Below are 25,696 nucleotides of genomic sequence, written 5' to 3' on the forward strand. Positions count from 1 at the left end.
GGTTCATCCCACAGTCAGCTGTCGTATTCCCTGGAGGGCTTGACAACTTTGCTGGCCACACAGGAAATTGACGCGCGTAGATGTATCGGGGGCGGCACGCCTCCCGCAGATCTCGCTGCCGCACCCTCCGTTCCCCTCTCCCACACCGGAGTTCCTGCCCATGCGCTCCTCGCATCCCCGTTCCGCCGCCGTCGCGGCCCTCGTCGCCACCGCGCTGGCCACCGGCCTGCTCGCGGGCTCCGCCGACGCGGCCGAAGGCGCTGTGTCCGCCGATCCGATACGCATCCACGACATTCAGGGCACCACCCGGATATCCCCCCTCAACGGCAAGCAGGTCGCCGACGTCGCCGGCATCGTGACGGGCGTGCGCACCTACGGCTCGCGCGGCTTCTGGATCCAGGATCCGGACGCCGACGACAACGCGGCCACCAGCGAGGGCGTGTTCGTCTTCACCAACTCGGTCCCGACCGTCGCCGTGGGCGACGCGGTCAAGGTGTCCGGCACGGTCGGCGAGTACATCCCCGGCGGCGTGAACTCCGGCAACCAGTCGGTGACCCAGATCTCCAAGCCGACGGTGACCGTGGTCTCCTCCGGCAACGCGCTGCCCGAGGCCGCCGCGATCAACGAGTACACGGTGCCCGCCGAGTACGCCCCGGCCGGCGACCCGGCCGCCGCCGGCAGCATCAACGGCCTGGCCCTGGACCCCGCGCGCTACGCCCTGGACTTCTACGAGTCCCTCGAGGGCATGAACGTCGCGATCGGCAACTCCCGCGTGGTCGGCGCCACCGACCCGTACGCGGAGCTGTGGGTCACGGTGAAGGGCTGGGAGAACGCCGCCAAGCGCGGTGGCACGATCTACGGCTCCTACGAGTCCCAGAACACCGGCCGCCTCCAGATCCAGCAGCTCGCGCCCCTCGCGCAGCAGCCCTTCCCGGTGGCCAACGTCGGCGACAAGCTGACCGGCACCACCGAGGGCCCGCTGGACTTCAACCAGTTCGGCGGCTACACGCTGGTGGCCCGCACCCTCGGCACCGTCAAGCCGGGCACCCTCGCCCCGGAGAAGACCAAGCCGCAGGGCGAGCAGGAGCTCGCGGTGGCCACGTACAACGTCGAGAACCTCGACCCGACCGACCCGCAGGAGAAGTTCGACGCGCTGGCGAAGGCGGTCGTCGAGAACCTGGCCTCCCCCGACATCCTCGCCCTGGAGGAGATCCAGGACGACAACGGCGCCAAGAACGACGGCACGGTCTCGGCCGAGCAGACGCTGACGAAGTTCACCGCGGCGATCGCGGCGGCGGGCGGCCCGGCCTACCAGTGGCGGACCGTCAACCCGGAGGACAAGAAGGACGGCGGCGAGCCCGGCGGCAACATCCGCCAGGTGTTCCTCTTCAACCCGGCGCGGGTCTCCTTCACCGAGCGCGCCCCGGGCGACGCGGTGACGGCGACCGGCGTGGTCAAGGAGAACGGCAAGGCCGCCCTGACCCACTCCCCCGGCCGGATCGACCCCGCGAACCCGGCGTGGGCGGACAGCCGCAAGCCCCTCGCGGGCGAGTTCGTCTTCCGCAACAAGACCGTCTTCGTGATCGCCAACCACTTCGGCTCCAAGGGCGGCGACGAGGGCCTGACCGCGCACCACCAGCCGCCGGTGCGCAAGTCGGAGGAGAAGCGACTGCTCCAGGCGCAGGCCGTGAACGGCTTCGTGAAGGAGATCCTGGCGGCGGAGAAGAACGCGAACGTCCTGGTCCTCGGTGACATCAACGACTTCGAGTTCTCGGCGACGACCGACGCGCTGGCGGACGGCGGGGCGCTGTACCCGGCGATCAAGTCCCTGCCGAAGTCGGAGCGGTACTCGTACGTCTTCCAGGGCAACGCGCAGGTGCTGGACCAGATCCTGACCAGCCCGGCGATCAAGAAGTTCACGTACGACAGCGTGCACATCAACGCCGAGTTCGCGGACCAGAACAGCGACCACGACCCGCAGGTGCTGCGCTTCCGCCCGTAGTTCCCGGACCGCAGAGGGCCCGGCCGCCGTCCCGGCCGGGCCCTCTGCCACACTCCTGGCCATGATCTTCCGTACTGCCACGCGCGCGGACCTGCCCGCCGTGCTCGCCCTACTGGCCGACGAGGAGCAGGTACTGGACCCGGCCTCGATCGTGGTCGGCGAGGCGCACGAGCGGGCCTTCGCCTCCATCGAGTCGGACGCCCGCAACGAGATGCTGGTCCTCACGGACGAGGCGTCCTGCGAGGAAGGGACCGTCCTCGGCTGCCTCCAGCTGACGTACATCCCGGGGCTGGGCCGGCACGGGCAGGAGCGGGCCCTGGTGGAAGCCGTACGGGTCCGCGCGGACCGGCGGGGCGCGGGACTCGGCGCGGAGCTGATGCGGCTGGCCGCCGAGCGGGCCCGCGAACGCGGCTGTGGCCTGGTCCAGCTGACCAGCAGCAAGCGGCGTACGGCGGCCCACCGCTTCTACGAGCGGCTGGGTTTCGCCCGCAGCCACGAGGGCTTCAAGCTGCGACTGGAGCCGTAAAGGGGCCTTCTCGGGCGAGATCGGGACTTTCGGCCCTGGCGTGACGCTCGCCACATCTCTGCCGAATCGGCCGGTTGTGGTGTTTGAGTGTTTCCCACGCTGATCAGGCGCCTGCGATTCCATACTGGCCCGTACCGCCCGCACCCCCGGAGGATCCGCGTGTTCCCCTCCATCTCCCTCGCCCAGGAAATCGGCCTCGCCGTACTGCTCGTGGCCGCGCTCGTCTGGGTCATCGGCCTCGGCCACATGCTGTGGGACAAGCGCTTCCACCACCCGGAGCCGGACGCCGTCGAGCACCTGCCGATGATCCCGGGCCAGCGCACCGCCGCGGGGCACCCGATGGAGTCGGTGGAACTGACCGAGGCGGAACAGCAGGCCTTCGCCGGCCTGATCCGCACCCTCGCGCAGCGCTGACGTCCGTACGTCCGTACACATGCGGAATGCCCCTCACCCCCGGCCGGGGGTGAGGGGCATTGTGCATACCGGCCCGTGAGGGTCAGTTGTGGCTGTGCAGGACCTCGTTCAGGCCGCCCCAGGTCGCCTTGTACGGGCGGGCCTCGACGGCGCCGGTGACCGAGTTGCGGCGGAAGAGGATGTTGTCGGCGCCGGACAGTTCCAGGGCCTTGACGATCTGGCCGTCCGGCAGGGTGACCCGGGTGCCCGCGGTGACGTACAGGCCGGCCTCGACGACGCACTCGTTGCCCAGCGCGATGCCGATGCCCGCCTCGGCGCCGATCAGGGTGCGCTCGCCGATCGAGATGATCTGCTTGCCGCCGCCCGAGAGGGTGCCCATGGTGGAGGCGCCGCCGCCGATGTCGGAGCCGTCACCGACCACGACGCCCGCGGAGATGCGGCCCTCGACCATGGAGGTGCCGAGGGTGCCGGCGTTGAAGTTGACGAAGCCCTCGTGCATGACCGTGGTGCCCTCGGCGAGGTGCGCGCCGAGGCGGACGCGGTCGGCGTCGGCGATGCGCACGCCCTTGGGGGCGACGTAGTCCGTCATCCGCGGGAACTTGTCGATCGAGGTGACCTGGAGGTGCAGGCCCTCGGCGCGCGCGTTGAGGCGGACGGTCTCGACCTGGTCGACCGCGACCGGGCCGAGCGAGGTCCAGGCGACGTTGGTCAGCAGGCCGAAGACACCGTCGAGGTTCTGGCCGTGCGGCTTGACCAGGCGGTGGCTGAGCAGGTGCAGGCGCAGGTACGCGTCGTGCGCGTCCAGCGGCTTGCCCTCCAGGGAGGCGATGACCGTGCGGACGGCTACGACCTCGACGCCGCGGACCGCGTCCTGGCGGAGCGCCTTGGCCGCGGCGGCGCCGAGGAGCTCCACGGCCTGCTCGGCGGTGAGGCGCTCGGTGCCGGCCGGGCCGGGCTCGGCGACCAGCTCGGGGGCGGGGAACCAGGTGTCGAGGACGGTGCCGTCGGCGGTGATGGTGGCAAGTCCGGCGGCGACGGCGCCGGTGGTACGCGTAGCAGTCATGCCCGAAACCTAACCGGCGACGGCCGCTGCGGGCGAACCGGTCTCATGTGCCGGTCGCACGGGTCGCGCGGGCCGCCGCGCCCCCCGCACGCCCATGAACAGCACGGTCGCACCGGCGCCGGCGCCGAGCACCGCGCACAGCGGCCACAGCAGGCCGGGCGCCGCGGCGTACAGGGCCCCACCGAGCGGAGCGGCGAGGACCACGCCGCTGACGGAGACTCCCGCGTACAGGCTCTGGAAGCGGCCCACCGTGTGCTCGGGCGATTCGTCCGCGACGTACGCGGTGGCGGTGGTCTTGTAGAGGATCTCGCCGAGGGTGAGGAGCAGCATCATGGCGACGGCCGGAACCACGCCCACGCCGAGCGCCAGCATCGCGTAGCCGCCGCCCACCAGCACCAGTCCGGTGCCGATGATGTGCAACGGGGAGCGCTTGCGCAGGGCGAGGGTGGCGGGGATCTCCAGGAGCAGGATGACGCCGCCGTTGATGGCGATGAGGAGACCGTACGCACGGGTGTCCAGGCCGTGGTCCGCGAGGAAGACGGGGAAGGTCGTGTAGTGCTGGCGGTAGACGACGTCGGCGACGACGATCGCGCCGAGCAGGACCAGTACGGCGGGCCGCGCTCGCAGTTCCCGCCACAGCCCCCCGCGGCCCAGACCCCCGTCCGGGGCCGCGGGAGGACGGGCGGCGCCTCTGGCCGGAACGGCCCGGGCGGTCCAGAGGGCGAAGAAGAGGGTGCCGAGGCCGTCCGCGACGAAGAGCCAGTCGTACGAGAGCGCGGTCGCGACCAGGGCGCCGAGCGGCGTGCCGATGGTGAAGCCGCCGTTGGACAGGCAGCGGGTGACGGCGAAGGCCTGCCGCCGGGATCCCTCCGGCACCGTGACGGCGACCAGCGCGGAGTGGGCCGCGCGGATCACCCCAGCGGCGTACTGGGCGATGGGCAGAGCGAGGGTCAGCGGGCCGGTGGGCAGCGCCGGCAGGGCGACGAGAACGGCCCCGCCGAGCGCGGAGGCGGTGAGCAGCACGCTGCGGTGGCCGAAGCGGTCCCCGAACCAGCCGCCGGTGAAGTTCCCCGCGACGAGGCCGAGGCCGCCGATGCCGACGATCAGCCCGGCCTGGGCGGTGCCGAGGCCGCGCGGCCCGGTCAGCCAGACGAAGACGAAGACGAAGGTGCAGCTGACGACGGCGTTGACGAACACCCCCGCAGCCAGCAGCCACACGACCCTCGGTATGTCCTTGAACCCCTGCAGCACACCGTGTCCCCCGTATTCAGCGAGCATTTCACATAGTCAGTTCCCTTTGGGAACTGACTATGACAGCATGACAGCCTTGGGTCAACGGACAAAGGAGTTCCCATGGCCCAGCGCACGCACCTCGGTGACGCGGACTGCTCCATCGCCCAGGCCCTCGAAGTCGTGGGCGACTGGTGGACGCTGCTGATCGTGCGCGACACCGCGCGCGGCCTGTACCGCTTCGACGAGCTCCAGCGCGAGCTGGGGATGTCCCGCAAGGTGCTGGCGGAGCGACTGAAGCTGCTGGTCGAGGCCGGTGTGCTGACGCGCGAGCCGTACCAGGAGCGTCCGGTGCGGCACGAGTACCGGCTGACCCCGCGCGGGCGGGGGCTGCTGCCGGTCCTGGTGGCCCTCCAGGACTGGGGAGACACCTGGGTCCTGGGAGAGGGAGAGATGACGGCGACGACCGAGGAGTCCTCGAAGGAAGCGGTACGGGTCCACGCGCTGCGCGGCACCCGGCTGCCGGAGCTGCTGCTCCCGGACCGTTTCGGCGAGCTCCGCGACCCGGTGGCGGACACCCCGTTCACGGTCCTGTACTGCTTCCCCGGCGCCTACGCCCGGGCCGATTCCTACCCGCCCGGCTGGGCCGGGATCCCGGGCGCCAAGGGCTGCACGTTCGAGTCGTGCACCTACCGGGACCAGCTCGCGGAGTTCACCGCGGCCGGCGCCACCGTGCACGGGGTCTCGACCCAGCGGCCCGACGAGCAGCGGGAGTTCGCGGAGCAGGAACAACTGCGCTTCCCGCTCCTGTCGGACGCGGGGCTGGACCTGGTGACGGCCCTGCGCCTGCCGACGTTCCGCGCGGCGGGCGTGAGCCGGATCAAGCGGCTGACCCTGATCCTCGACCGCGACCGCACGGTCCGCGAGGTGTTCTACCCGATCAGGGACGTCGAGGCCAGTGTTGCGGCGGCGCTGTCGGCGGTCCGGGCTGCGGGCTAGCCGGCCCGGGCGGCCGCCACCGCTTTCCTGGGGCTCCGCCCCAGACCCCGCGCCTCAAACGCCGGCGGGGCTAGATTTCAGCCTGGGACGGCCGCAGGACCCGGGCCAGGATCTCGCGGGCGTACGGCTCGTCGTACGCCGCGTCCGTCAGCAGGACCTGGAGGCTGATGCCGTCCATGACCGCCACGAGCGCCCGCGCCGTCACCGGGTCGGTCTTCGGGGCCAGCGCCTCGGACACCGTCTCGCACCACTCCGCCGCCACCGGGCGCAACGCCGGGCGGCGCAGGGCGGCGAGGTAGAGCTCGTACTCCAGCTCCACCCGGCCCCGGTCCCCCGTCAGGAACTCCCCCAGCAGGCGGGCCAGGGCTCCGGCGAGGTCCGCGTCCGGATCGGCCAGGGCCGCCGAATCCGCCACCGCCTGCGCGAAGCCCTCGTTGGCCTGCCGCAGCCCGGCGACCAGCAGGTCGTTCAGCGTCTTGAAGTGGTACGTCGTCGACCCCAGCGGTACGTCGGCCTCCGCGGCCACGCTGCGGTGGCTCAGCCCCGCGATCCCCTTGGCGCCCACCACCCGGATCGCCGCGTCGATGATCCGCTGCCGTCGGTCCGGGTCGTAGCGCCGCGCGCCGGGGGGCATCAGTGCGCCCCGCCGACGTTCAGCAGCACCACGCCGCCGATCACCAGGGCGATCCCGGCGATCTTCGCGGCGGTGGCCGCCTCCCCCATGAACACCATGCCGATGGCGGCGATGGCGGCGGTGCCCACGCCCGCCCATATCGCGTACGCCGTGCCCATCGACAGCGACTTCAGCGTCTGCGCGAGCAGGCTGAAGGCGATGACGTAGCCCAGCACCGTGCCGAGCGAAGGCCACAGCTTCGTGAAGCCGTCGCTGTACTTCATGGCGGTGGTTCCGGCGACCTCGGCGGCGATGGCCGCGGCAAGCATGATGTAGGGCATGTGTACGAGTGTACACATCGATGCGTACGGTCGTACACATAGGGCGTGCAGGCCGCACGGATGCCGTACACGCACACGCGCACGGCCCGGGACTCCTGCGGCCCGCGGCGCTACCCTGTCCGCCTCCCAGGAGACGGAGGGGCCCGCGGATGGCGGCTCAGGAGCACGGGACCCACCAGGGCGGCGGCTGGCTGCCCCCGCTCTCCCCGCGGCCGGGCGTGGTGCCCCTGCGCCCGCTGGGGCCCGGCGAGATCCTCGGCGGCGCCCTCACCAGCCTGCGCCGCTACGGCGGCCGCCTGCTCGGCGCCCTGTTCCTCGGCCAGCTGGGCGGGCTGCTGCTGCTCGCCCCGGTCGCCGGGGCGGCTACCCTCGCCTCCCTCAGCCGCGCCTCCGGCAGCAGGGTCTTCGTCCAGATCCTCGTCCCGGCCGTCGCCCTGTTCCTGCTGTTCGGCTGTGCGCTGGCCGACGCCCTGGCCGGCGCCCTGCTCCGGCTGGCCCTGCTGGGACGCGCGGTGACCGTGCGCGGCCTGCTGCACGCCGCCCTGCCCCGCGTCCCGGCCGTGCTCGGCGCCCGGCTGCTGTCCCTGCTCGCCGCCGCGGGCCCCGGCGCCGCCGCGCTCGCCGCGGGCCTGCCGCCGCTCGCCCTGCTCCCCCTCGCCCCGGTGGCGCTGTGGCTAGGAGTGCTCTTCTCCCTGGCGCCCACGGCCGCCGCGTACGAGGCGCTCGGCCCGCCGGCGGCCCTGCGCCGGTCGGCTCGCCTGGTGCGCGGCGCCTGGTGGCGGACCCTGGGCGTCACGGCCGCGGCGGGCGCGCTCGCGCTGGGGGCCGCGTACGCCCTCCTGCAGTGGTTCGGCCCGCTCGGCGCCCTGCTCGCGCCGGCGCTGCTGCTGACCTTCCCGCAGCTGACCGCCGGCCTGCTCTACGTGGACCGGCGCCTGCGCCGTGAGCACCCCGACGGGGCCCTCACGGCTCAGCCCCCGGTCACGGGTTCAGCGTGAACCAGGCCGCCCGGGCCTTCTTCCACTCCGGGTGCGTCAGGTCCTTGGCCTCGACGCCGTCCCCGTACAGGTCCGCGGACCCGCTGTCGGTGATCAGCTGCACCCGGGCGCCCGCGGCGTCCAGGTCCGGCACCTCCACGATGGCCTCCCAGCCGCCGGGGTCGACGGTCGGCAGGTCGGCCCGCTTGACCGGGGCGTGGCCGGGGATCCCGTCCCACTGGTAGAGCGCGTACGGGTCGGAGTTGTCGTCCGCGGCCCAGGAGCCGGCCAGGATCAGGTACTGCCCGGCCGCGTTCTTGCGGATGTCGCGGACGGACAGCCCGCCGAGGTCCAGCTCGACGCCCGCGCCGAAGGCGGCCTTGGCGCCGCTCGCCAGCACCTGGTCGAAGTTGGTGACCGGCACCAGCAGCGCCTTGCCGCCCGGCACGGCCGGCGCCAGCGGGGCCCGGAAGCCCAGGTAGGCGGTGGTCGTGGAGCCGGGTGCGAACTCCAGCCCCTCCACGTTGAACCCGTCGATCTGCTTCGGCGCCTCGCCGGCCGCGGTGCCCGCCGCGAAGCCGTAGCGGTTCCCGTTCGCCGTGTCCCAGGCCACCAGGTCCTCGCGGAGCTTCTTGTACGAGCGCCCGTACGCCAGCTGCGTGCCCGTCCCGGATCCGCTCACCGTGGTGGTGAACACCGTGTTCCGGGGCGCCTTGTACTCGCCGTCCTTGTTGTTGCCGAGCGAGCCCGTCCAGTAGATGGTGTCGCCGATCCGGGTCGCCCCCTCGATGTCCACCTCCTTGGTGACTCCGAGCTGCGCGCTGAAGTCCCAGGTCCGGACGGGTCCGCCCGAGCGGGAGCGGTCGTAGAGGCGCAGCACGTTGGACTCGTCGTCGGCCACCACCGCGTAGCCGCCGCCCACGTCCACGGCGGCCGAGGCGTCGGAGGATCCGGTCGGGTAGCGAGTGCCCAGGGCCGCCGACCCGGGCCGAGGCCGCGTAGGAGAGGGTGGCCGTGGTGGTCTTCCCGCCGCAGCCGATCCGCTGGATCGTCGCGGCGCCGAGCCCGGCGGCTCCCACGGCACCGAGCCGGACTCCAGCGGAGCAGGGAGAGAACCGGCGATTCACCCAAAAGCCGGACCGCCGCGCACATGACCCAGTAAGGTTCGTTACGTGCGTTGCGAGAACCAAGCGCGCACGGTGTGCTGATCGAGAACCAAGACAGCACAGGCAGTACAAGCTTTGCCGTACCAAACCGGGCTGGTTCCAACCCGGCTGGTGTCGATCGTGGAAGACCCGTTGGGTCGCCGACCCGCAGGCAGCGTGAGCCAGGAATCCCTCTGCTTCAGCTGGGGAGGGTTCAAAGGTGGTGTCCTCTCGTGTGCTGCGTCACGTCGTGACGGCCGTCGAGAGGATTCGGCCACGGTGGCCAACTCCGAGTGCAGGGCACTCGTCCACCCGGAGAACAGGGAGGGCCCCCGGCACGACCGTGCCGGGGGCCCTCACATGCAGGCGGTGATCAGACGTTGAAGCCGAGCGCGCGGAGCTGCTCACGACCGTCGTCCGTGATCTTGTCCGGGCCCCACGGCGGCATCCAGACCCAGTTGATGCGAAGTTCGTTGACGATGCCGTCCGTCGCCGACTTCGCCTGGTCCTCGATGACGTCCGTCAGCGGACAGGCCGCCGAGGTCAGCGTCATGTCGAGGGTGGCGATGTTCGCGTCGTCGATGTGGATGCCGTAGATCAGGCCCAGGTTGACGACGTCGATGCCCAGCTCGGGGTCGACCACGTCGTAGAGGGCCTCGCGGACCTCTTCCTCGGTGGCCGGCTTGATCGACGCCTCGGGCGTCGCGTTCTCGGTCATGCCGTCTTCCTCTCCGCGTCGCCCAGAGCCTGGGCCGTCGCGTCCTTCCACGCCATCCAACTCAGCAGAGCACACTTCACGCGGGCCGGGTACTTGGAGACGCCGACGAACGCGACCGCGTCCTCCAGCACCTCTTCCATGGCCTCGTCGGGCTCGATCTTGCCCTTGGACTGCATCATCTCCAGGAAGACAGCCTGGATCTTCTGCGCCTCGGCCAGGTCCTTGCCCACGAGCAGCTCGTTCAGTACGGACGCGCTGGCCTGGCTGATGGAGCAGCCCTGGCCCTCGTAGGAGACGTCGGTGAGCGTCTCGCCGTCGTACTTCACGCGCAGCGTGATCTCGTCGCCGCACGTCGGGTTGACGTGGTGCACCTCGGCGTCGCCGTCGCGCAGGCCACGCCCGTGCGGGTGCTTGTAGTGGTCCAGGATCAGTTCCTGGTACATCGAATCCAGCTTCACTGCGTCCCCGTCGCCTCGTCCGTCAGCCGAAGAAGTTCCGTACGTGCTCCAGCCCGTCGATCAGCGCGTCGACATCCGCCGGAGAGTTGTACAGGTAGAAAGACGCTCGCGTGGTCGCCGGAATTCCGTAGCGCAGGCAGACCGGGCGCGCGCAGTGGTGTCCCACACGGACCGCGATGCCCTGCTCGTCCAGCACCTGGCCGACGTCGTGCGGGTGGATGTCGCCGAGCACGAAGGAGATCGCGGCGCCGCGGTCCTCGGCCGTGGTGGGGCCGATGATCCGCAGGTCGGGCACCTCGGCGAGGCGCTTGATCGCGTACTCGGTGATCGCGTGCTCGTGCGCGGCGATCTTGTCCATGCCGATCGCGGTGAGGTAGTCCACGGCCGCGCCGAGGCCGACGGCCTGGGCGATCGGGGGCGTACCCGCCTCGAACTTGTGGGGCGCCGGGGCGTAGGTCGAGGCGTGCATCGACACGGTCTCGATCATCTCGCCGCCGCCGAGGAACGGAGGCAGGTCCTCCAGGAGCTCCTGGCGGCCCCACAGGACGCCGATGCCGGTCGGGCCGCACATCTTGTGGCCGGTGAAGGCCACGAAGTCGGCGCCGAGCGCCTGTACGTCCAGCGGCATGTGCGGAGCGGCCTGGGAGGCGTCGATCAGCACCAGGGCGCCGACGTCCTGGGCGCGCCGGACGATCGCCTCGACCGGGTTGACCGTGCCCATGATGTTGGAGACCAGCGTGAAGGAGACGATCTTCGTCTTCTCCGTGATGACCTCTTCGATGTTGGACAGGTCGAGCCGGCCGTCGTCGGTGAGGCCGAACCACTTCAGCTTCGCGCCGGTGCGCTGCGAGAGCAGCTGCCACGGCACGATGTTGGAGTGGTGCTCCATCTCCGTGATGGCGATCTCGGTGTCGCGGTCGACCCGGTAGGGCTCGTCGGCCCAGCCGAGCATGTTGGCGACCAGGTTGAGCGACTCCGAGGCGTTCTTGGTGAAGATCACCTCGTCGCGGCTCGGAGCGTTGATGAAGGTGGCGACCTTGTCGCGAGCACCCTCGTACAGCGCCGTGGCCTCCTCGGCGAGCACGTGCACGCCACGGTGGACGTTGGCGTTGTGCTGCTCGTAGTACTCGTTCAGCGCGTCGAGCACCTGGCGCGGCTTCTGCGAGGTTGCCGCGTTGTCCAGGTAAACGATCTTCTTCCCGTCGTGGACCACACGATCCAGCAGGGGGAAGTCCTTGCGGATCGCCTCGATGTCGAGGAGGCCAGGCAGCTGTGTCACGCGGTCGCGCCACCCTTCGTGCTGTACGCCTCGTAGCCTTCCGCCTCCAGCTTGTCGGCGAGCTCGGCGCCGCCGGACTCGACGATGCGGCCCTCGGAGAAGACGTGGACGAAGTCGGGCTTGATGTAGCGGAGGATCCGCGTGTAGTGCGTGATCAGCAGCGTGCCGACCTCGCCGGTCGCGCGGACGCGGTTGACGCCTTCGGAGACCTGGCGCAGCGCGTCGACGTCGAGGCCGGAGTCGGTCTCGTCGAGGATCGCGATCTTCGGCTTCAGGAGCTCCAGCTGGAGGATCTCGTGGCGCTTCTTCTCACCGCCGGAGAAGCCCTCGTTGACGTTGCGCTCGGCGAAGGCCGGGTCCATCTGGAGCTGCTCCATCGCGGACTTGACCTCCTTCACCCAGGTACGCAGCTTCGGCGCCTCGCCGCGGATGGCGGTGGCCGAGGTGCGCAGGAAGTTGGAGACCGAGACGCCGGGGACCTCGACCGGGTACTGCATGGCGAGGAAGACGCCGGCGCGGGCACGCTCGTCGACGGACATCTCCAGGACGTCTTCGCCGTCGAGGGTCACGGTGCCACCGGTGATGGTGTACTTCGGGTGACCGGCCAGCGAGTACGCCAGGGTGGACTTGCCGGAGCCGTTCGGACCCATGATGGCGTGCGTCTCACCCTGCTTGACGGTGAGGTCGACGCCCTTGAGGATCTCGCGGGCGCCGTTCTCGGCCTCGACGGAGACGTGCAGGTCGTGGATTTCAAGCGTTGCCATGGATACCTCAGGACTCCTGGGTGAGGGAGACGAGCACGTCGTCCCCTTCGATCTTTACGGGGTATACGGGTACGGGGCGCGTCGCGGGCAGACCGGAGGGCTTTCCGGTGCGCAGGTCGAAGGCCGACCCGTGCAGCCAGCACTCGATCATGCAGTCCTCGACCTCGCCCTCCGAGAGCGAGACGTTCGCGTGCGAGCAGATGTCGTTGATCGCGAACACCTCGCCCTCGGTGGAGACGATGGACACCGGCGTGCCGTCGAGTTCCACCCGCTTGGGGGTGTTCTCCTCCAGCTCGCTCAGCGCACAGGCCTTGACGTAATTCATCAGACGGAACCCTGGAGCTCGGTCTCGATCTTGGCGAGCAGGCGCTCCTCGATGTCCGGGACACCGATCTGCTGGACGAGCTCGGCGAAGAAGCCGCGGACGACCAGGCGGCGGGCGTCGTCGGCCGGGATGCCGCGGGCCTGCAGGTAGAAGAGCTGCTCGTCGTCGAAGCGGCCGGTCGCGGAGGCGTGGCCGGCGCCGACGATCTCGCCGGTCTCGATCTCCAGGTTCGGCACCGAGTCGACCCGCGCACCGTCCGTGAGGACGAGGTTGCGGTTCATCTCGTAGGTGTCGGTGCCCTCGGCGGTCTTCTCGATGAGGACGTCACCGATCCAGACCGCGTGGGCGTCCTGACCCTGCAGAGCGCCCTTGTAGACCACGTTGGACTTGCAGTGCGGGGCGTCGTGCGTGACCAGGAGGCGGTGCTCCTGGTGCTGGCCGGCGTCCGTGAAGTACAGGCCGAAGAGCTCGGCCTCGCCGCCGGGGCCCGCGTAGCTGACCCGCGGGTGCAGGCGTACGACGTCGCCGCCGAAGGTGACCACGATCGACTTGAAGGTCGCGTCGCGGCCGATCAGGGCGTTGTGCTGGGAGCAGTGGACGGCGGTGTCGTCCCAGTCCTGCACGGAGACCACGGTGAGCTTGGCGCCGTCGCCGACGACGAACTCGACGTTGGCGGCGCGCACGCCGTCACCGGTGTGGTCGATGACGATGACGGCCTCGGCGAAGGCCTGCACGTCGAAGACCGTGTGCCCGAAGGTGGTGCCGCCCTCGCCGTGCAGCGAGACGCGCACCGGCTCGGTCAGGACCGCTTCCTTGGGCACGGTCACGACCGTGGCCTTGGCGAAGGACGAGAACGCCTGTGCGGCGACCCGGTCCACCGGGATGCCGGCCTTGCCGATGCGCGCGTCGCCGCGCTCCACCGACTCGACCGTGACGCCCTCGGGCGCGTCGATCTGGGCCTTCATGGTGCCGTTGGCGACCGCGGTGCCGTCGTGGAGACCACGCAGACGCGCCAGCGGGGTGAAGCGCCACTCCTCCTCGCGGCCGTGGGGCACGGGGAAGTCCGCCACGTCGAAGGACGGGGGGGCACTCATCCGGGTGGCGACGGTGGACTCGGCGGCCACCGCGATCGCGCCGGCGGTGGTCGAACCCGCCGGAATGTTCTGAGCCTCAGCCATGGCTGTCGTCTTGCTCACTCTCTTTTAAAGCGCTGCCTGCGTCAAAGGATGTGCGGGATGCGGTCGGGACTAACCGACCGAGCCCTCCATCTGCAGCTCGATCAGCCGGTTCAGCTCCAGGGCGTACTCCATGGGCAACTCACGCGCGATGGGCTCGACGAAGCCGCGCACGATCATGGCCATCGCCTCGAACTCCGTCAGACCGCGGCTCATCAGGTAGAAGAGCTGGTCGTCGGAGACCTTGGAGACGGTGGCCTCGTGGCCCATGGAGACGTCGTCCTCGCGCACGTCCACGTAGGGGTACGTGTCCGAGCGGGAGATGGTGTCGACCAGGAGCGCGTCACACAGCACGTTGGACTTCGAGCCGTGGGCGCCCTCGCCGATCTCGACCAGGCCGCGGTACGAGGTGCGGCCGCCGCCCCGCGCCACCGACTTGGAGACGATGTTCGAGGAGGTGTTCGGCGCCATGTGGACCATCTTGGAGCCGGCGTCCTGGTGCTGGCCCTCGCCCGCGAAGGCGATGGACAGGGTCTCGCCCTTGGCGTGCTCGCCCATCAGGTAGACGGCCGGGTACTTCATGGTGACCTTGGAACCGATGTTGCCGTCGATCCACTCCATGGTCGCGCCCTCGTACGCCACGGCGCGCTTGGTGACCAGGTTGTAGACGTTGTTCGACCAGTTCTGGATGGTCGTGTAGCGGCAGCGGCCGCCCTTCTTCACGATGATCTCGACCACGGCGCTGTGCAGCGAGTCCGAGGAGTAGATCGGGGCGGTGCAGCCCTCGACGTAGTGGACGTAGGCGTCCTCGTCGACGATGATCAGCGTCCGCTCGAACTGGCCCATGTTCTCCGTGTTGATACGGAAGTAGGCCTGGAGCGGGATGTCGACCTTGACGCCCTTGGGCACGTAGATGAACGAGCCGCCGGACCACACCGCGGTGTTCAGCGACGCGAACTTGTTGTCGCCGACCGGGATGACCGTGCCGAAGTACTCCTGGAAGAGCTCCGGGTGCTCCTTGAGCGCGGTGTCCGTGTCGAGGAAGATCACGCCCTGCTCCTCCAGGTCCTCACGGATCTGGTGGTAGACGACCTCGGACTCGTACTGGGCCGCGACACCGGCGACGAGGCGCTGCTTCTCCGCCTCCGGGATGCCGAGCTTGTCGTACGTGTTCTTGATGTCCTCCGGCAGTTCCTCCCACGAAGCGGCCTGCTTCTCGGTGGAACGCACGAAGTACTTGATGTTGTCGAAGTCGATGCCGGAGAGGTCGGAACCCCAGTTCGGCATGGGCTTCTTGTCGAACAGCTTCAGGCCCTTGAGGCGGAGCTTCAGCATCCACTCCGGCTCGGACTTCTTCGCCGAGATGTCGCGGACGACCTCTTCGGACAGACCCCGCTTGGCAGCGGCACCGGCCGCGTCGGAGTCGGCCCAGCCGTATTCGTAGGTGCCCAGGCCATCGAGCTCAGGGTGAGCAGTCTCCGTGGTCATGCGGGGTTCCTCCCGGCCGTACTTGCAGATACTGATGTGTCGGTCTGTGTGGTGCTCGCGCTTCGCGGAATGAACGTCGTGCACACCCCGTCGCCGTGGGCGATCGTGGCGAGGCGCTGCACATGCGTCCCGAGCAGGCGTGAGAAGACCTCGGTCTCCGCCTCGCAGAGCTGCGGGAACTGCTCGGCCACATGAGCGACCGGGCAGTGGTGCTGACAGAGCTGTTCACCGCGTTGCGGACCGGGAGCGCTCTTCGCCGTAGCAGCGTACCCGTCCACGGTCAACGCCTTGGCCAGGGCCTCTGTGCGGTCTCCGGGGGCGGCCGCGTCGACCGCTTCCCGGTAGGTCCGCGCCTGCGCTTCCATCCGCGACCGGGCGAAGGCGGCGACGGCCGCCTCCCCTTTTTCGCCACCGCCGACGGACTGCGCGATCCAGCGCAGGGCGTCCGCGGCGAGCGTGTCGTAGGACTGGTCGAAGGCGTCGCGGCCGCAGTCGGTGAGCGCGAAGACCTTGGCGGGCCGGCCCCGGCCGCGCGCACCGTACACACGCTGCTCACGGGGTTCGACCACGTCGTCGGTGACGAGCGTGTCGAGGTGGCGGCGGACGGCGGCCTGGGTGAGGCCGAGGCGCTGGGCGAGGTCGGCGACGGTGGACGGACCGTGGTCCAGGATCGAGCGCGCCACTCGGTTGCGGGTTGACCGCTCCCCGGTGGCGAGCTCCCCCTGGGGGGTCTCGATCTGCCGTTCGCCGTATTTCACAACGCCATTGTTGCGTAATTAACCGAGCCCCGACAAGCCGTGACGGAGGCCACGGCTGGTGGCCTCCATCACTAAGGGTTACCTAATTTGTCGACGCAGAGTAATTCGGAGGGGGGCGTTCCGCTATCTTGCCGAGTGCTTCCGACGTACCGGTAAACGGCTCCCACCAGCACACCTCCGCCCAGAACGCTTTCCGGCGCGTTAAACATCAGGTTCCGGAAAAGATCACGGAAACCGGATGGGCCATCCGGGACCACCCGGCTGAAAAGAGCTGTATTTCGCGACGCGATGTTCGAATCCGACGGCGACGAAGGCGGCCACCGGCAGCCACGGGGGCCGGGACCCACGGCCCCTCCTCCGGCTCCGTAGACTCACCCCTCATGAGCAACGACCCCGCGGTGGAGATCCGCGGACTGGTGAAGCGGTACGGCCCCAAGACAGCGGTGGACGGCCTGGACCTCACCGTCCGGAAGGCCTCCGTCACCGCGGTCCTCGGTCCCAACGGCGCGGGCAAGACGACCACGGTGGAGACCTGCGAGGGCTACCACAGCCCCGACGCGGGCACCGTCCGCGTCCTCGGCCTCGACCCGGTCGCCCAGGCCGAGGCGCTGCGCCCCCGGATCGGCGTGATGCTCCAGTCCGGAGGCGTCTACTCCGGAGCCCGCGCCGTCGAAATGCTGCGCCACATGGCCAAGCTCTACGCCGACCCGCTCGACGTCGACACCCTGGTGGAACGCCTCGGCCTCGGCGGCTGCGGCCGCACCGCCTACCGCCGGCTCTCCGGCGGCCAGCAGCAGCGCCTGGCCCTGGCCATGGCCGTGGTGGGCCGCCCCGAGCTGGTCTTCCTGGACGAGCCCACCGCCGGCCTGGACCCGCAGGCCCGCCGCGCGACCTGGGACCTCGTACGGGAACTGCGCGCCGACGGGGTCACCGCCGTCCTCACCACCCACCACATGGACGAGGCCGAGCAGCTCGCGGACGAGGTCGCCATCGTGGACGCGGGCCGGGTCATCGCCCACGGCAGCCCCGAGCAGCTGTGCCGCGGCGGCGCCGAGAACACCCTGCGCTTCACCGGCCGCCCCTCCCTCGACCTCGCCTCGCTGCTGAAGGCGCTGCCCGACGGCACCCAGGCCGCCGAGCTCACCCCGGGCGTCTACCGGGTCACCGGCGACGTCCACCCGCAGCTGCTGGCCACCGTCGCCTCCTGGTGCGCGCAGCACGGCGTGATGCCGGACAGCCTCTCGGTGGAGCGGCACACCCTCGAAGACGTTTTTCTGGAGCTCACGGGCAAGGAGCTGCGTTCATGACGCCGATCACCACAGACCCTCGCCGGGGGTCCGGGGGTCGTCCCCCGGGAAGGCACAGCTTGGAGCTCACGGGCAAGGAGCTGCGCGCATGAGCGCCGGTACGTTCACGCCCAACCCGGGAGCGGCCCCGGTATCGCGCATGATCCTCGCGCAGACGGCACTGGAGACCCGGATGCTGCTGCGCAACGGGGAGCAGCTGCTGCTGACCGTGATCATCCCGGCGCTGCTGCTGACCCTCTTCTCCGCGGTCGACATCGTCACGGTGCCCATCCAGGAGGGGACCGAGAAGTCCGTGGACTTCCTCGCGCCCGGCATCCTGGCCCTCGCCGTGATGTCCACCGCCTTCACCGGCCAGGCCATCGCCACCGGCTTCGACCGCCGCTACGGGGTCCTCAAGCGGCTCGGGGCCTCCCCGCTGCCGCGCTGGGCGCTGATGGCGGCCAAGACCCTGTCGGTGCTGGTCACCGAGGTGCTCCAGATCGCCCTGCTGACGGTGATCGCCTTCGCGCTGGGCTGGTCGCCGCACGGGAACCCGCTGTCGGTCGCCGCGCTGATCCTGCTCGGCACCGCCGCCTTCTCCGGGCTGGGGCTGCTGATGGCCGGCACGCTCAAGGCCGAGGTGACCCTGGCCGCCGCGAACCTGGTGTTCCTGCTGCTGCTGGTCGGCGGCGGGGTGATCGTGCCGCTGGACAAGTTCCCGGACGCGGTGCAGTCCGTACTGGGGCTGCTGCCCATCTCGGCCCTGTCCGACGGTCTGCGGGAGGTGCTCCAGCACGGGGCCGCGCTGCCGTGGGGCGACGCGGCCGTGCTCGCCGGCTGGGCCGTACTCGGTCTGGGCGCCGCCGGGCGGCTCTTCCGCTGGGAATGAAACCCTTCCCCTCGCGGCTTCATTGCCGGGAGGATGGGCGCCTCCACACATGAAGCCGGGGGGCGGACATGGTGCAGCGGGAGGCCGTACTTCGGCTGGACGAGCAGTGGGCAAGGGTGCGGTCGGGGGCGGCGCACGCGGAACCGGCGGAGCGCGAGCGGCTCCTCGACGAGCTGATCGGCGCCCTGCGCACCTTCACGGACGATCCCCAGTGCACCGCGCTGCTCGGGCTGCGCCTCGCCGACCGGGCCGCTGTCCGGTTCGCCGCGGGAGACCGCGCGAGCGCCCTCGCCACCATCGAGGAGGGGCTGCGCAGCTCCGAGCGCGCGGCCCGGCACTCCCCCGAGTTCGCCCGCTGGTACGCCCGCGGGCTGATCAACCACGGGGTGTGGCTGGCCTGGCCGCTGAGCGACGGGGCCCGGCTGCCGAAGCACCCGCTGGGGCCCGCCGCCAGCGAGGGCCCGAGCATCATGGAGCGGGCGGCCGGCGAGCGCGCCCGTGATCTGACCCGCACCGCGGTCGAGGTGTGGGCGGGTCTCGACCAGCGCGATCCGGTCAACCGGCGGGGCCTCGCCCAGGCCAAGGTGTTCCTCGGGGACCGCCTCGCCGAGCTGGGGTTCGCCGAGGACGCGGTGGCCTGGGCCGTGGACGCGGAGTCCGACTTCCGGCAGCTGCTGCTCGCGGACCCCGCCGCGGAGAAGTCCCAGGAGGCCGAGGAGGCCCTGGACCACATCGGCCGCCAGCTGGAACTGCGCCTGCGCTTCCTGGCCTTCGACTCCCTGATCAGCCTGCGCTCGCAGGGGCTGCTGCCCGAACGGCTGCTGCCCCAGGCCGTGGTGGCCGCCCGTATCCAGGGGGTGGCGGAGCCCGAGATCGCCGCCCGGCTGCATCTCGGCGCCGAGCAGGTGCGCACGATGCTGGAGGTCACGCCCTGGCTCGCGGTGTGGCGCGTAGAGGTGCGCGGTCCTGACGGACTGTGGAACGTACTGGACCATCCCTGGCACAGCGGAACAGAAGTGAGGAACCGGACGGCCGAGGACGTAGCGGGCGAAGTGCTACGGGGGTTCACGGGCTCGGCGGACCACCCGGGCGACGGCGCCCCTTGGCGGATCCGCCTGTGGTGGCACGAGGAGGGCGATCCCGCCGGGGCGAGGTTCCGCTTCGTCAGCGGCCCGGACACGTAGGGCCTGTCCGGGCGATCTTCGCGGGCCCGGGCAAGACACCCCGAGGGGGGACCCCCTCGTGAAACTTTGCACAAGGCTCCGCCTACGATAGGAGCCGTGTTGAACCCCCTCGCATACATCGCCAGCCGCTGGACTCCGTCACCCCGGATCGTCCGGCGGGCCGCGCTCGCCGCGCTCGTCATGAGCGTGGCCATCGTCGTCACCGGCGGCGCGGTGCGGCTGACCGGATCCGGTCTCGGCTGCGACACCTGGCCCAAGTGCACCGACGAGAGCCTGATCGCGACGCAGGCACAGGGCTTCCACGGCGCCATCGAGTTCGGCAACCGGATGCTGACCTACGTGCTCAGCGCGGCCGTCGGCTGGTTCATCCTCGCGGCGCGCTCGGCCAAGCCCTGGCGCCACGAGCTGACGAAGCTCGGCTGGGTCCAGTTCGTCATCGTGATGGCCAACGCCGTGCTCGGCGGCATCACCGTCAAGACGGGCCTCAACCCGTACAGCGTGGCGGGGCACTTCCTGCTCGCCACCGCGCTGATCGCGGTGACGACGGTCACCTGGCAGCGCATCGGCGAGGGCGACACCGCGCCCCGCCCCCGCGTGCCGGGCCCGGTCCGCAAGCTGTCGTGGGCACTGATCGCCACCACGCTCGTGCTGATCGCGGCGGGCACGGTGGTCACCGGTTCCGGACCGCACGCCGGCGACAGCAGCGAGATCGAGCGGATGCCGTTCGACTGGACGACCACCGCCCATGTGCACGCCGTCTCCGCCTGGCTGGTGTGCGCGCTGGCCGTCGCGATGTGGCTGGTGCTGCGCGTGGTCGACGCCCCCACCGACACCCGGGCCCGCGCCCGCGACCTGCTGATCGTGCTGCTCGCCCAGGGCGGCATCGGCTACGTGCAGTTCTTCACCCAGGTGCCCGAGGTCCTCGTCGCCGCCCACATGCTGGGCTCGTGCCTGGTATGGATCGCCGTGCTCCGGATCGCGCTGAGCCTGCGCGAGCGGCCGGCCGAGCAGGCGGAGATCCCGGCCCAGGGCGACCCGCAGCTCTCCACCGTCTGAGCCCTGCGGACACCCCTCAGGGGGCGTCGAGCCGGTAGACGCGGCGGGCATTGCCCGCCGCGACCATCGCGGCGACCCGTTCCGCGTCCCGCCAGGACCAGGAACCCTCGCCGACCCAGCCGCCCAGCACCCGGCCCAGCGCCTCGCGGAACACCAGGGCGCCCACCGCGTGCAGTTCGGGCAGCTGCCGCCCGCCGCTGGAGAACAGCAGCTTCCCGAACGGCGCGAGCTCCAGCAGCTCGGCCAGGACCGCCGCGGCCCGCGCCCCGGTCTGCCCGAGGGCCGCGCCGGCGTCGGCGTGGACGTGCGGGAAGGCCGCCGCGAGCTGCGCCGTGTGCCGGTGGTACGGGTATCCGCCGAGCAGCACCAGCCGCGCGCCATGGCCCGCGGTGGCCCGTACGAACTCCGTCAGCGGCGCCGGATCCGCCGCGCCCGTGTGCAGCTGGAGCGGCAGCCCGGACGCCACCGCGCTCCACAGCAGGTGCCGCAGGATCACGGGGTCCCGTACGGCACCGCCCCTGGGCCGCCGGGCCAGCCACCGCCCGGCCGCCCCGCGCACCTCACCGGGACCGGGCGGCCCGGGCTCCAGGGCCGCGGCGGCGCCGTCGAAGGCCACGGCGCAGGTGAAGGCGGCCGCCCCGGTGGCGGCGTGGTGGACGGCCTCGGCGAGATTGGCGAGGAAGGCGGCCACCGTCCCGGAGGTGTCGGCGACCTGCTCGGCCAGCAATTCCAGCCGGGCGGTCTCGAAGGCCTCGGCGTCCCCGGCGAGCGCCAGCTCCTTGGGGCCGGTGAGGTCCCCGGCCACCCCGGTGTCGACCAGGTAGGCGGCGACCCCGGAGCCCCTCAGCAGCCGTCGCGCGGACTCCGCCGCGCCCAGCTCGCGCCGCCGGGCCAGATAGCGGGCGGGGGTGGCGTGCGGCTCCAGCCCCAGCAGCGGCGGGCACCAGCGGCGCACCGCGAAGCCCGGCTGGGTGTCGAAGAAGGTGGTGCCCGCGGCGGGCGGGCCGGCCGAGCGGATCAGCTGGGCCTCGAAGGTGCCCAGGCCCAGCTCCGTACGGAGGAATCCGTGGCAGGACTGGTCCACCAGGGGCGGCGTTTCGATCATCCGGGCATCCCGTTGCGGACGTGAGGAAGGGGCTTCCACACGTCCTAACGGGTGAGCGGTGCGTGAGGTGTTGCTCGGGCTGTTGACCGAGAGCGCACCTGGAGGATCAGGCGGCCGGGTTCGCGGGTCCGCCGAGCTGGATGCCGGCCATCCGCGTCCACTCGTACGGGCCCGTCTTCACACGCGCGGCGAACTCCCCGTCGAACTCCTCGTGGAGGGTCAGCCCGGCCTTCTCGGCGGCCAGCTGCGCCACGGCGAAGGTGGGGGCCACCAGGTCGCCCCAGCCGCCGTCCGTGCCGACGAGCACGATCCGGGTGCCGGCCTGGCCCATGTGGGCGAGCTGGCCCTCGGCGCCGCCGTGCTGCTTGGCGAACGCGCCGATCTGCTTGGCCAGCTTCGCCGCCGTACGGTCCTGCTTCTTGTCCGAGGCGCCTGCGGCGTTCGCTGCGTCTGCGGTCTCTGCGGTGTCTGCCATGGAGGGCATGCTACCGGTGAGTAATCAGCGGAGGAAGGGATCCACGGCCACGGCCACGAAGAGCAGCGACACGTAGGTGATGGACCAGTGGAACAGTCGCATCTCCTTGAGCTTCGCGCCCGTCATGCCGGCCTTGGCCCGTGTGTGCAGCGCGTGCGCCTCCCACAGCCACCAGCCACCCGCGACCAGCGCGACCGCGGTGTAGAACCAGCCGGTGTACCCCAGCGGGGTGAGGAGCAGCGAGACCGCCACCATCACCCAGCTGTAGAGGACGATCTGACGCGCCACGACCTTGTTGCCGGCCACGACGGGGAGCATCGGCACGCCGACGCGCGCGTAGTCGTCCTTCACCTTCATCGACAGCGGCCAGTAGTGCGGCGGCGTCCAGAAGAAGATGACGAGGAAGAGGATGACCGCGGCCCAGGAGACCTCGTTCTTGACCGCGGACCAGCCGATGAGCACCGGCATGCAGCCCGCGATGCCGCCCCAGACGATGTTCTGCGCGGTGCGCCGCTTCAGCAGCATCGTGTAGACCACGACGTAGAAGAGGAGCGCGCCGAGGGCGAGGGCCGCCGACAGCCAGTTGACCAGCAGACCGAAGAACAGGGTGGAGACCACGGCGAGCGTGATGCCGAAGACCAGGCACTCGCGGGGGCTGACCATGCCGGTGACCAGGGGCCGCTGCGAGGTTCGGTCCATCAGCGCGTCGATGTCACGGTCGATGTACATGTTCAGCGCGTTGGCCCCGCCCGCGGACAAGTAGCCGCCGAAGCAGGTCGCGAGGACCAGCCACAGGGACGGCACGCCCTGCTCGGCCAGGAACATCACCGGCACTGTGGTGATCAGCAGAAGTTCGATGATCCGCGGCTTGGTCAATGCCACGAAAGCCATGACGCGGGTCCCGAACGGCCGGTGACCGGGGCTCGTCCCGAGCACCGCCGCTGGACGGGATTCGACGGCCGTCACGCACACCCCTGAGAGAGAATCCAGCAAGCTCCGACTCGGACCACCCAGAACATGAAGGCCCGGTTAAGGCTTGCGCGTACCACGCCACTGTAGACGTTGCACTTACGTCGCCCCGCGCGGGGGTCGCTTCGTGTTGGGCCGATCGGACCGTGCATACATACGGGGGACGCCCCGGTCCGGGCCCCCGTGAGGAGGTGAACGCGGGTCGGCGGCGCGGTGACGGACTGCCTGCACTCGAATAGCTGCACGCCGTTGCGGGGGTAGGCTCGGAATCGCGCCGGTGCACCGTTCGTCACCGGGATTCATACATGTGGAGAGGAGCCCTGACCCACGGTGAGCACCAAGCCGACGACCACAGCGCTCGACTGGACCGAACTGGACCAGCGGGCCGTCGACACCGCCCGCATCCTGGCCGCTGACGCGGTCCAGAAGGTCGGAAACGGCCACCCCGGTACGGCCATGAGCCTGGCCCCCGCCGCGTACACCCTCTTCCAGAAGGTGATGCGGCACGACCCGGCGGACCCCGAGTGGGTGGGCCGCGACCGGTTCGTGCTCTCCGCGGGGCACTCGTCCCTGACCCTTTACACCCAGCTGTACCTCGGCGGGTTCGGGCTCGAACTGGACGACCTGAAGTCGTTCCGCACCTGGGGCTCCAAGACCCCCGGTCACCCCGAGTACGGCCACACGGCCGGCGTGGAGACCACCACCGGCCCGCTCGGCCAGGGCGTGGCCAACGCGGTGGGCATGGCCATGGCCGCCCGCTACGAGCGCGGTCTGTTCGACCCGGAGGCCACCCCGGGCACCTCCCCGTTCGACCACATGGTCTACGCGATCGCGGGCGACGGCTGCCTCCAGGAGGGCATCTCCCACGAGGCGTCCGCGCTGGCCGGCCACCAGAAGCTCGGCAACCTGGTCCTGCTGTGGGACGACAACCACATCTCCATCGAGGGTGACACGGAGACGGCCGTCTCCGAGGACACCATGAAGCGCTACGAGGCGTACGGCTGGCACGTCCAGCGCGTCGAGCAGCAGGAGAACGGCGACCTCGACCCGAAGGCGCTGTTCGCCGCCCTCCAGGCCGCCAAGGCCGAGACGGAGCGCCCCTCCTTCATCGCGGCCCGCTCGATCATCGCCTGGCCCGCCCCGCACGCCCAGGGCACCGAGGCCTCGCACGGCTCCGCGCTCGGCAACGACGAGGTCGCCGACACCAAGCGCGTCCTCGGCTTCGACCCGGAGCAGACCTTCGAGGTCTCCGACGAGGTCATCGCGCACACCCGCGCCCTCGGGGACCGCGGCCGCGAGGCCAAGGCCGCCTGGGAGAAGGAGTTCTCCGCCTGGCGCACCGCCAACCCGGAGCGCGCCGCCGCGTTCGACCGCATCAACGCCAACGAGCTTCCCGCGGGCTGGGAGGACGAGCTCCCCGTCTTCGAGGCCGGCAAGGGCGTCGCCACCCGCGCCGCCTCCGGCAAGGTGCTCGAGGCGCTCGGCGCGGTCATCCCGGAGCTGTGGGGCGGCTCGGCCGACCTGGCCGGCTCCAACAACACCACCATCGACAAGAACTCCTCGTTCCTGCCGGTGGGCAACCCGCTGCCGGAGGCCGACCCGTACGGCCGCACCATCCACTTCGGCATCCGCGAGCACGCCATGGCCGCGGCCATGAACGGCATCGCCCTGCACGGCCACACCCGCATCTACGGCGGCACCTTCCTGGTGTTCTCCGACTACATGCGCAACGCCGTCCGCCTGTCCGCGCTGATGCACCTGCCGGTGACGTACGTGTGGACGCACGACTCCATCGGTCTGGGCGAGGACGGCCCGACCCACCAGCCGGTCGAGCACATCGCCTCGCTGCGCGCCATCCCGGGCCTGAACCTGGTCCGCCCGGCCGACGCGAACGAGACCGCCATCGCCTGGCGCGAGATCCTGCGCCGTCACACCAAGGTGTTCGGCAAGGGCGCCCCGCACGGTCTGGCGCTCACCCGCCAGGGCGTGCCGACGTACGAGCGCAACGAGAACGCCGCCAAGGGCGGTTACGTGATGTTCGAGGCCGAGGGCGGACCCGCCCAGGTCGTCCTCATCGGCACCGGCTCCGAGGTGCACCTGGCCGTCGAGGCCCGCGAGCAGCTGCAGGCCGAGGGCGTCCCCACCCGGGTCGTCTCCATGCCGTCCGTCGAGTGGTTCGAGGAGCAGGACCAGGAGTACAAGGACAGCGTCCTGCCCTCCTCGGTGAAGGCCCGCGTCGCGGTCGAGGCCGGCATCGGCCTGACCTGGCACCGCTACGTCGGCGACGCCGGCCGGATCGTGTCGCTGGAGCACTTCGGTGCCTCGGCCGACGCGAAGGTGCTGTTCCGCGAGTTCGGCTTCACCGCCGAGGCCGTGACCGCGGCGGCCAAGGCTTCTCTCGATGAAACCCGTGGCCTCGCCGCCACCGCGCGCTGACACCGGTACAAGACCAGTAGG

Annotated in this window: 25 protein-coding genes and 1 pseudogene; 10 read left to right on the forward strand and 16 right to left on the reverse strand. The window is 70.8% G+C overall.

The annotated features are described in order from the left end of the window. Positions 1-160 precede the first annotated feature (160 nt). The 3 genes from ACZ45T_RS18545 (at position 161) to ACZ45T_RS18555 (ending at position 2,942) form a co-directional block, all read left to right on the forward strand. Positions 161-2,002 carry an endonuclease/exonuclease/phosphatase family protein gene (locus ACZ45T_RS18545; RefSeq protein ID WP_468442495.1) on the forward strand — a complete coding sequence of 614 codons (1,842 nt, stop codon included), beginning with the start codon at positions 161-163 and terminating at the stop codon, positions 2,000-2,002. A gap of 61 nt (positions 2,003-2,063) precedes the next feature. Beyond that, positions 2,064-2,528 carry a GNAT family N-acetyltransferase gene (locus ACZ45T_RS18550; RefSeq protein ID WP_468442497.1) on the forward strand — a complete coding sequence of 155 codons (465 nt, stop codon included), beginning with the start codon at positions 2,064-2,066 and terminating at the stop codon, positions 2,526-2,528. 159 nt (positions 2,529-2,687) lie between these two features. Next, positions 2,688-2,942 carry a hypothetical protein gene (locus tag ACZ45T_RS18555; RefSeq protein ID WP_468442499.1) on the forward strand — a complete coding sequence of 85 codons (255 nt, stop codon included), beginning with the start codon at positions 2,688-2,690 and terminating at the stop codon, positions 2,940-2,942. An 82-nt stretch (positions 2,943-3,024) separates the two neighbouring features. Here the strand turns inward: ACZ45T_RS18555 and dapD are convergent, their stop codons facing one another. Both dapD and ACZ45T_RS18565 read right to left on the reverse strand, forming a co-directional pair. Beyond that, a complete protein-coding gene (gene dapD / locus ACZ45T_RS18560; RefSeq protein WP_468442501.1) occupies positions 3,025-4,005 on the reverse strand; it encodes a 2,3,4,5-tetrahydropyridine-2,6-dicarboxylate N-succinyltransferase in 981 nt (326 codons plus the stop codon). A 9-nt stretch (positions 4,006-4,014) separates the two neighbouring features. After that, entirely contained in the window at positions 4,015-5,283 is a 1,269-nt protein-coding gene (locus ACZ45T_RS18565; protein ID WP_468442503.1) for an MFS transporter, read from the reverse strand. 75 nt (positions 5,284-5,358) lie between these two features. On the opposite strand from ACZ45T_RS18565, the gene ACZ45T_RS18570 reads away from it, so the two are divergent. Beyond that, positions 5,359-6,234: a winged helix-turn-helix transcriptional regulator gene (locus tag ACZ45T_RS18570; RefSeq protein ID WP_468442505.1), complete on the forward strand. Its 876-nt coding sequence runs from the start codon at positions 5,359-5,361 to the stop codon at positions 6,232-6,234. A gap of 70 nt (positions 6,235-6,304) precedes the next feature. Here the strand turns inward: ACZ45T_RS18570 and ACZ45T_RS18575 are convergent, their stop codons facing one another. Both ACZ45T_RS18575 and ACZ45T_RS18580 read right to left on the reverse strand, forming a co-directional pair. Further along, entirely contained in the window at positions 6,305-6,868 is a 564-nt protein-coding gene (locus ACZ45T_RS18575; RefSeq protein WP_468442507.1) for a TetR/AcrR family transcriptional regulator, read from the reverse strand. Beyond that, complete coding sequence (locus tag ACZ45T_RS18580; protein WP_468442509.1) at positions 6,868-7,188, reverse strand: DMT family transporter; 321 nt, start codon at positions 7,186-7,188, stop codon at positions 6,868-6,870. Before ACZ45T_RS18580 ends, ACZ45T_RS18575 begins: the two co-directional genes overlap by 1 nt. A gap of 149 nt (positions 7,189-7,337) precedes the next feature. Here ACZ45T_RS18580 and ACZ45T_RS18585 point away from each other — a divergent pair, with 149 nt between their 5' ends. Next, positions 7,338-8,186 (forward strand): hypothetical protein, encoded by an 849-nt coding sequence (locus ACZ45T_RS18585; RefSeq protein ID WP_468442511.1) that lies wholly within the window; start codon positions 7,338-7,340, stop codon positions 8,184-8,186. Here ACZ45T_RS18585 and ACZ45T_RS18590 read toward each other — a convergent pair. From ACZ45T_RS18590 to ACZ45T_RS18630, 9 genes and pseudogenes are all read right to left on the reverse strand, one after another. Further along, positions 8,170-9,250 (reverse strand): annotated as a pseudogene (locus tag ACZ45T_RS18590) (hypothetical protein); the annotation flags it as partial. The gene ACZ45T_RS18585 and the pseudogene ACZ45T_RS18590 overlap by 17 nt on opposite strands. Positions 9,251-9,683: 433 nt before the next feature. Then, a complete protein-coding gene (locus tag ACZ45T_RS18595) occupies positions 9,684-10,028 on the reverse strand; it encodes a metal-sulfur cluster assembly factor (protein WP_030388904.1) in 345 nt (114 codons plus the stop codon). After that, positions 10,025-10,486 (reverse strand): Fe-S cluster assembly sulfur transfer protein SufU, encoded by a 462-nt coding sequence (sufU, locus tag ACZ45T_RS18600; protein WP_401200909.1) that lies wholly within the window; start codon positions 10,484-10,486, stop codon positions 10,025-10,027. Before sufU ends, ACZ45T_RS18595 begins: the two co-directional genes overlap by 4 nt. A 22-nt stretch (positions 10,487-10,508) precedes the next feature. Further along, positions 10,509-11,765, reverse strand: a complete 1,257-nt coding sequence (locus ACZ45T_RS18605) for a cysteine desulfurase (RefSeq protein ID WP_468442513.1) — start codon at positions 11,763-11,765, stop codon at positions 10,509-10,511. Beyond that, a complete protein-coding gene (gene sufC / locus ACZ45T_RS18610; protein ID WP_266630406.1) occupies positions 11,762-12,529 on the reverse strand; it encodes a Fe-S cluster assembly ATPase SufC in 768 nt (255 codons plus the stop codon). Before sufC ends, ACZ45T_RS18605 begins: the two co-directional genes overlap by 4 nt. A gap of 7 nt (positions 12,530-12,536) precedes the next feature. After that, positions 12,537-12,854 carry a bifunctional 3-phenylpropionate/cinnamic acid dioxygenase ferredoxin subunit gene (locus tag ACZ45T_RS18615; RefSeq protein ID WP_030009135.1) on the reverse strand — a complete coding sequence of 106 codons (318 nt, stop codon included), beginning with the start codon at positions 12,852-12,854 and terminating at the stop codon, positions 12,537-12,539. After that, complete coding sequence (gene sufD / locus ACZ45T_RS18620; protein WP_468442516.1) at positions 12,854-14,032, reverse strand: Fe-S cluster assembly protein SufD; 1,179 nt, start codon at positions 14,030-14,032, stop codon at positions 12,854-12,856. Before sufD ends, ACZ45T_RS18615 begins: the two co-directional genes overlap by 1 nt. A 69-nt stretch (positions 14,033-14,101) precedes the next feature. After that, positions 14,102-15,517: a Fe-S cluster assembly protein SufB gene (gene sufB, locus ACZ45T_RS18625; protein WP_468442518.1), complete on the reverse strand. Its 1,416-nt coding sequence runs from the start codon at positions 15,515-15,517 to the stop codon at positions 14,102-14,104. Then, complete coding sequence (locus ACZ45T_RS18630; protein ID WP_468442520.1) at positions 15,514-16,275, reverse strand: helix-turn-helix transcriptional regulator; 762 nt, start codon at positions 16,273-16,275, stop codon at positions 15,514-15,516. The genes sufB and ACZ45T_RS18630 overlap by 4 nt, the downstream gene beginning before the upstream one ends. A 380-nt stretch (positions 16,276-16,655) precedes the next feature. Here ACZ45T_RS18630 and ACZ45T_RS18635 point away from each other — a divergent pair, with 380 nt between their 5' ends. The 4 genes from ACZ45T_RS18635 (at position 16,656) to ACZ45T_RS18650 (ending at position 20,690) form a co-directional block, all read left to right on the forward strand. Then, positions 16,656-17,582 (forward strand): ABC transporter ATP-binding protein, encoded by a 927-nt coding sequence (locus ACZ45T_RS18635; RefSeq protein ID WP_468442522.1) that lies wholly within the window; start codon positions 16,656-16,658, stop codon positions 17,580-17,582. A gap of 88 nt (positions 17,583-17,670) precedes the next feature. Beyond that, positions 17,671-18,450: an ABC transporter permease gene (locus ACZ45T_RS18640; RefSeq protein ID WP_468442524.1), complete on the forward strand. Its 780-nt coding sequence runs from the start codon at positions 17,671-17,673 to the stop codon at positions 18,448-18,450. 68 nt (positions 18,451-18,518) lie between these two features. Then, complete coding sequence (locus ACZ45T_RS18645; RefSeq protein WP_468442526.1) at positions 18,519-19,634, forward strand: hypothetical protein; 1,116 nt, start codon at positions 18,519-18,521, stop codon at positions 19,632-19,634. 66 nt (positions 19,635-19,700) lie between these two features. Next, positions 19,701-20,690: a COX15/CtaA family protein gene (locus ACZ45T_RS18650; protein ID WP_468442528.1), complete on the forward strand. Its 990-nt coding sequence runs from the start codon at positions 19,701-19,703 to the stop codon at positions 20,688-20,690. 16 nt (positions 20,691-20,706) lie between these two features. Here ACZ45T_RS18650 and ACZ45T_RS18655 read toward each other — a convergent pair whose 3' ends face one another. The 3 genes from ACZ45T_RS18655 to ACZ45T_RS18665 form a co-directional block, all read right to left on the reverse strand. After that, positions 20,707-21,795, reverse strand: coding sequence for an amidohydrolase family protein (locus ACZ45T_RS18655; protein WP_468442530.1), 1,089 nt, complete (start codon positions 21,793-21,795; stop codon positions 20,707-20,709). 106 nt (positions 21,796-21,901) lie between these two features. Continuing rightward, positions 21,902-22,279, reverse strand: a complete 378-nt coding sequence (locus ACZ45T_RS18660) for a hypothetical protein (protein WP_468442532.1) — start codon at positions 22,277-22,279, stop codon at positions 21,902-21,904. Positions 22,280-22,294: 15 nt separating this feature from the next. Continuing rightward, a complete protein-coding gene (locus ACZ45T_RS18665) occupies positions 22,295-23,242 on the reverse strand; it encodes a heme o synthase (RefSeq protein ID WP_468442745.1) in 948 nt (315 codons plus the stop codon). Positions 23,243-23,569: 327 nt separating this feature from the next. Here ACZ45T_RS18665 and tkt point away from each other — a divergent pair, with 327 nt between their 5' ends. Then, positions 23,570-25,675: a transketolase gene (gene tkt / locus ACZ45T_RS18670; RefSeq protein ID WP_468442534.1), complete on the forward strand. Its 2,106-nt coding sequence runs from the start codon at positions 23,570-23,572 to the stop codon at positions 25,673-25,675. The last annotated feature ends 21 nt before the right edge of the window (positions 25,676-25,696 follow it).

This window comes from Streptomyces sp. NPDC030995 (assembly GCF_055571215.1).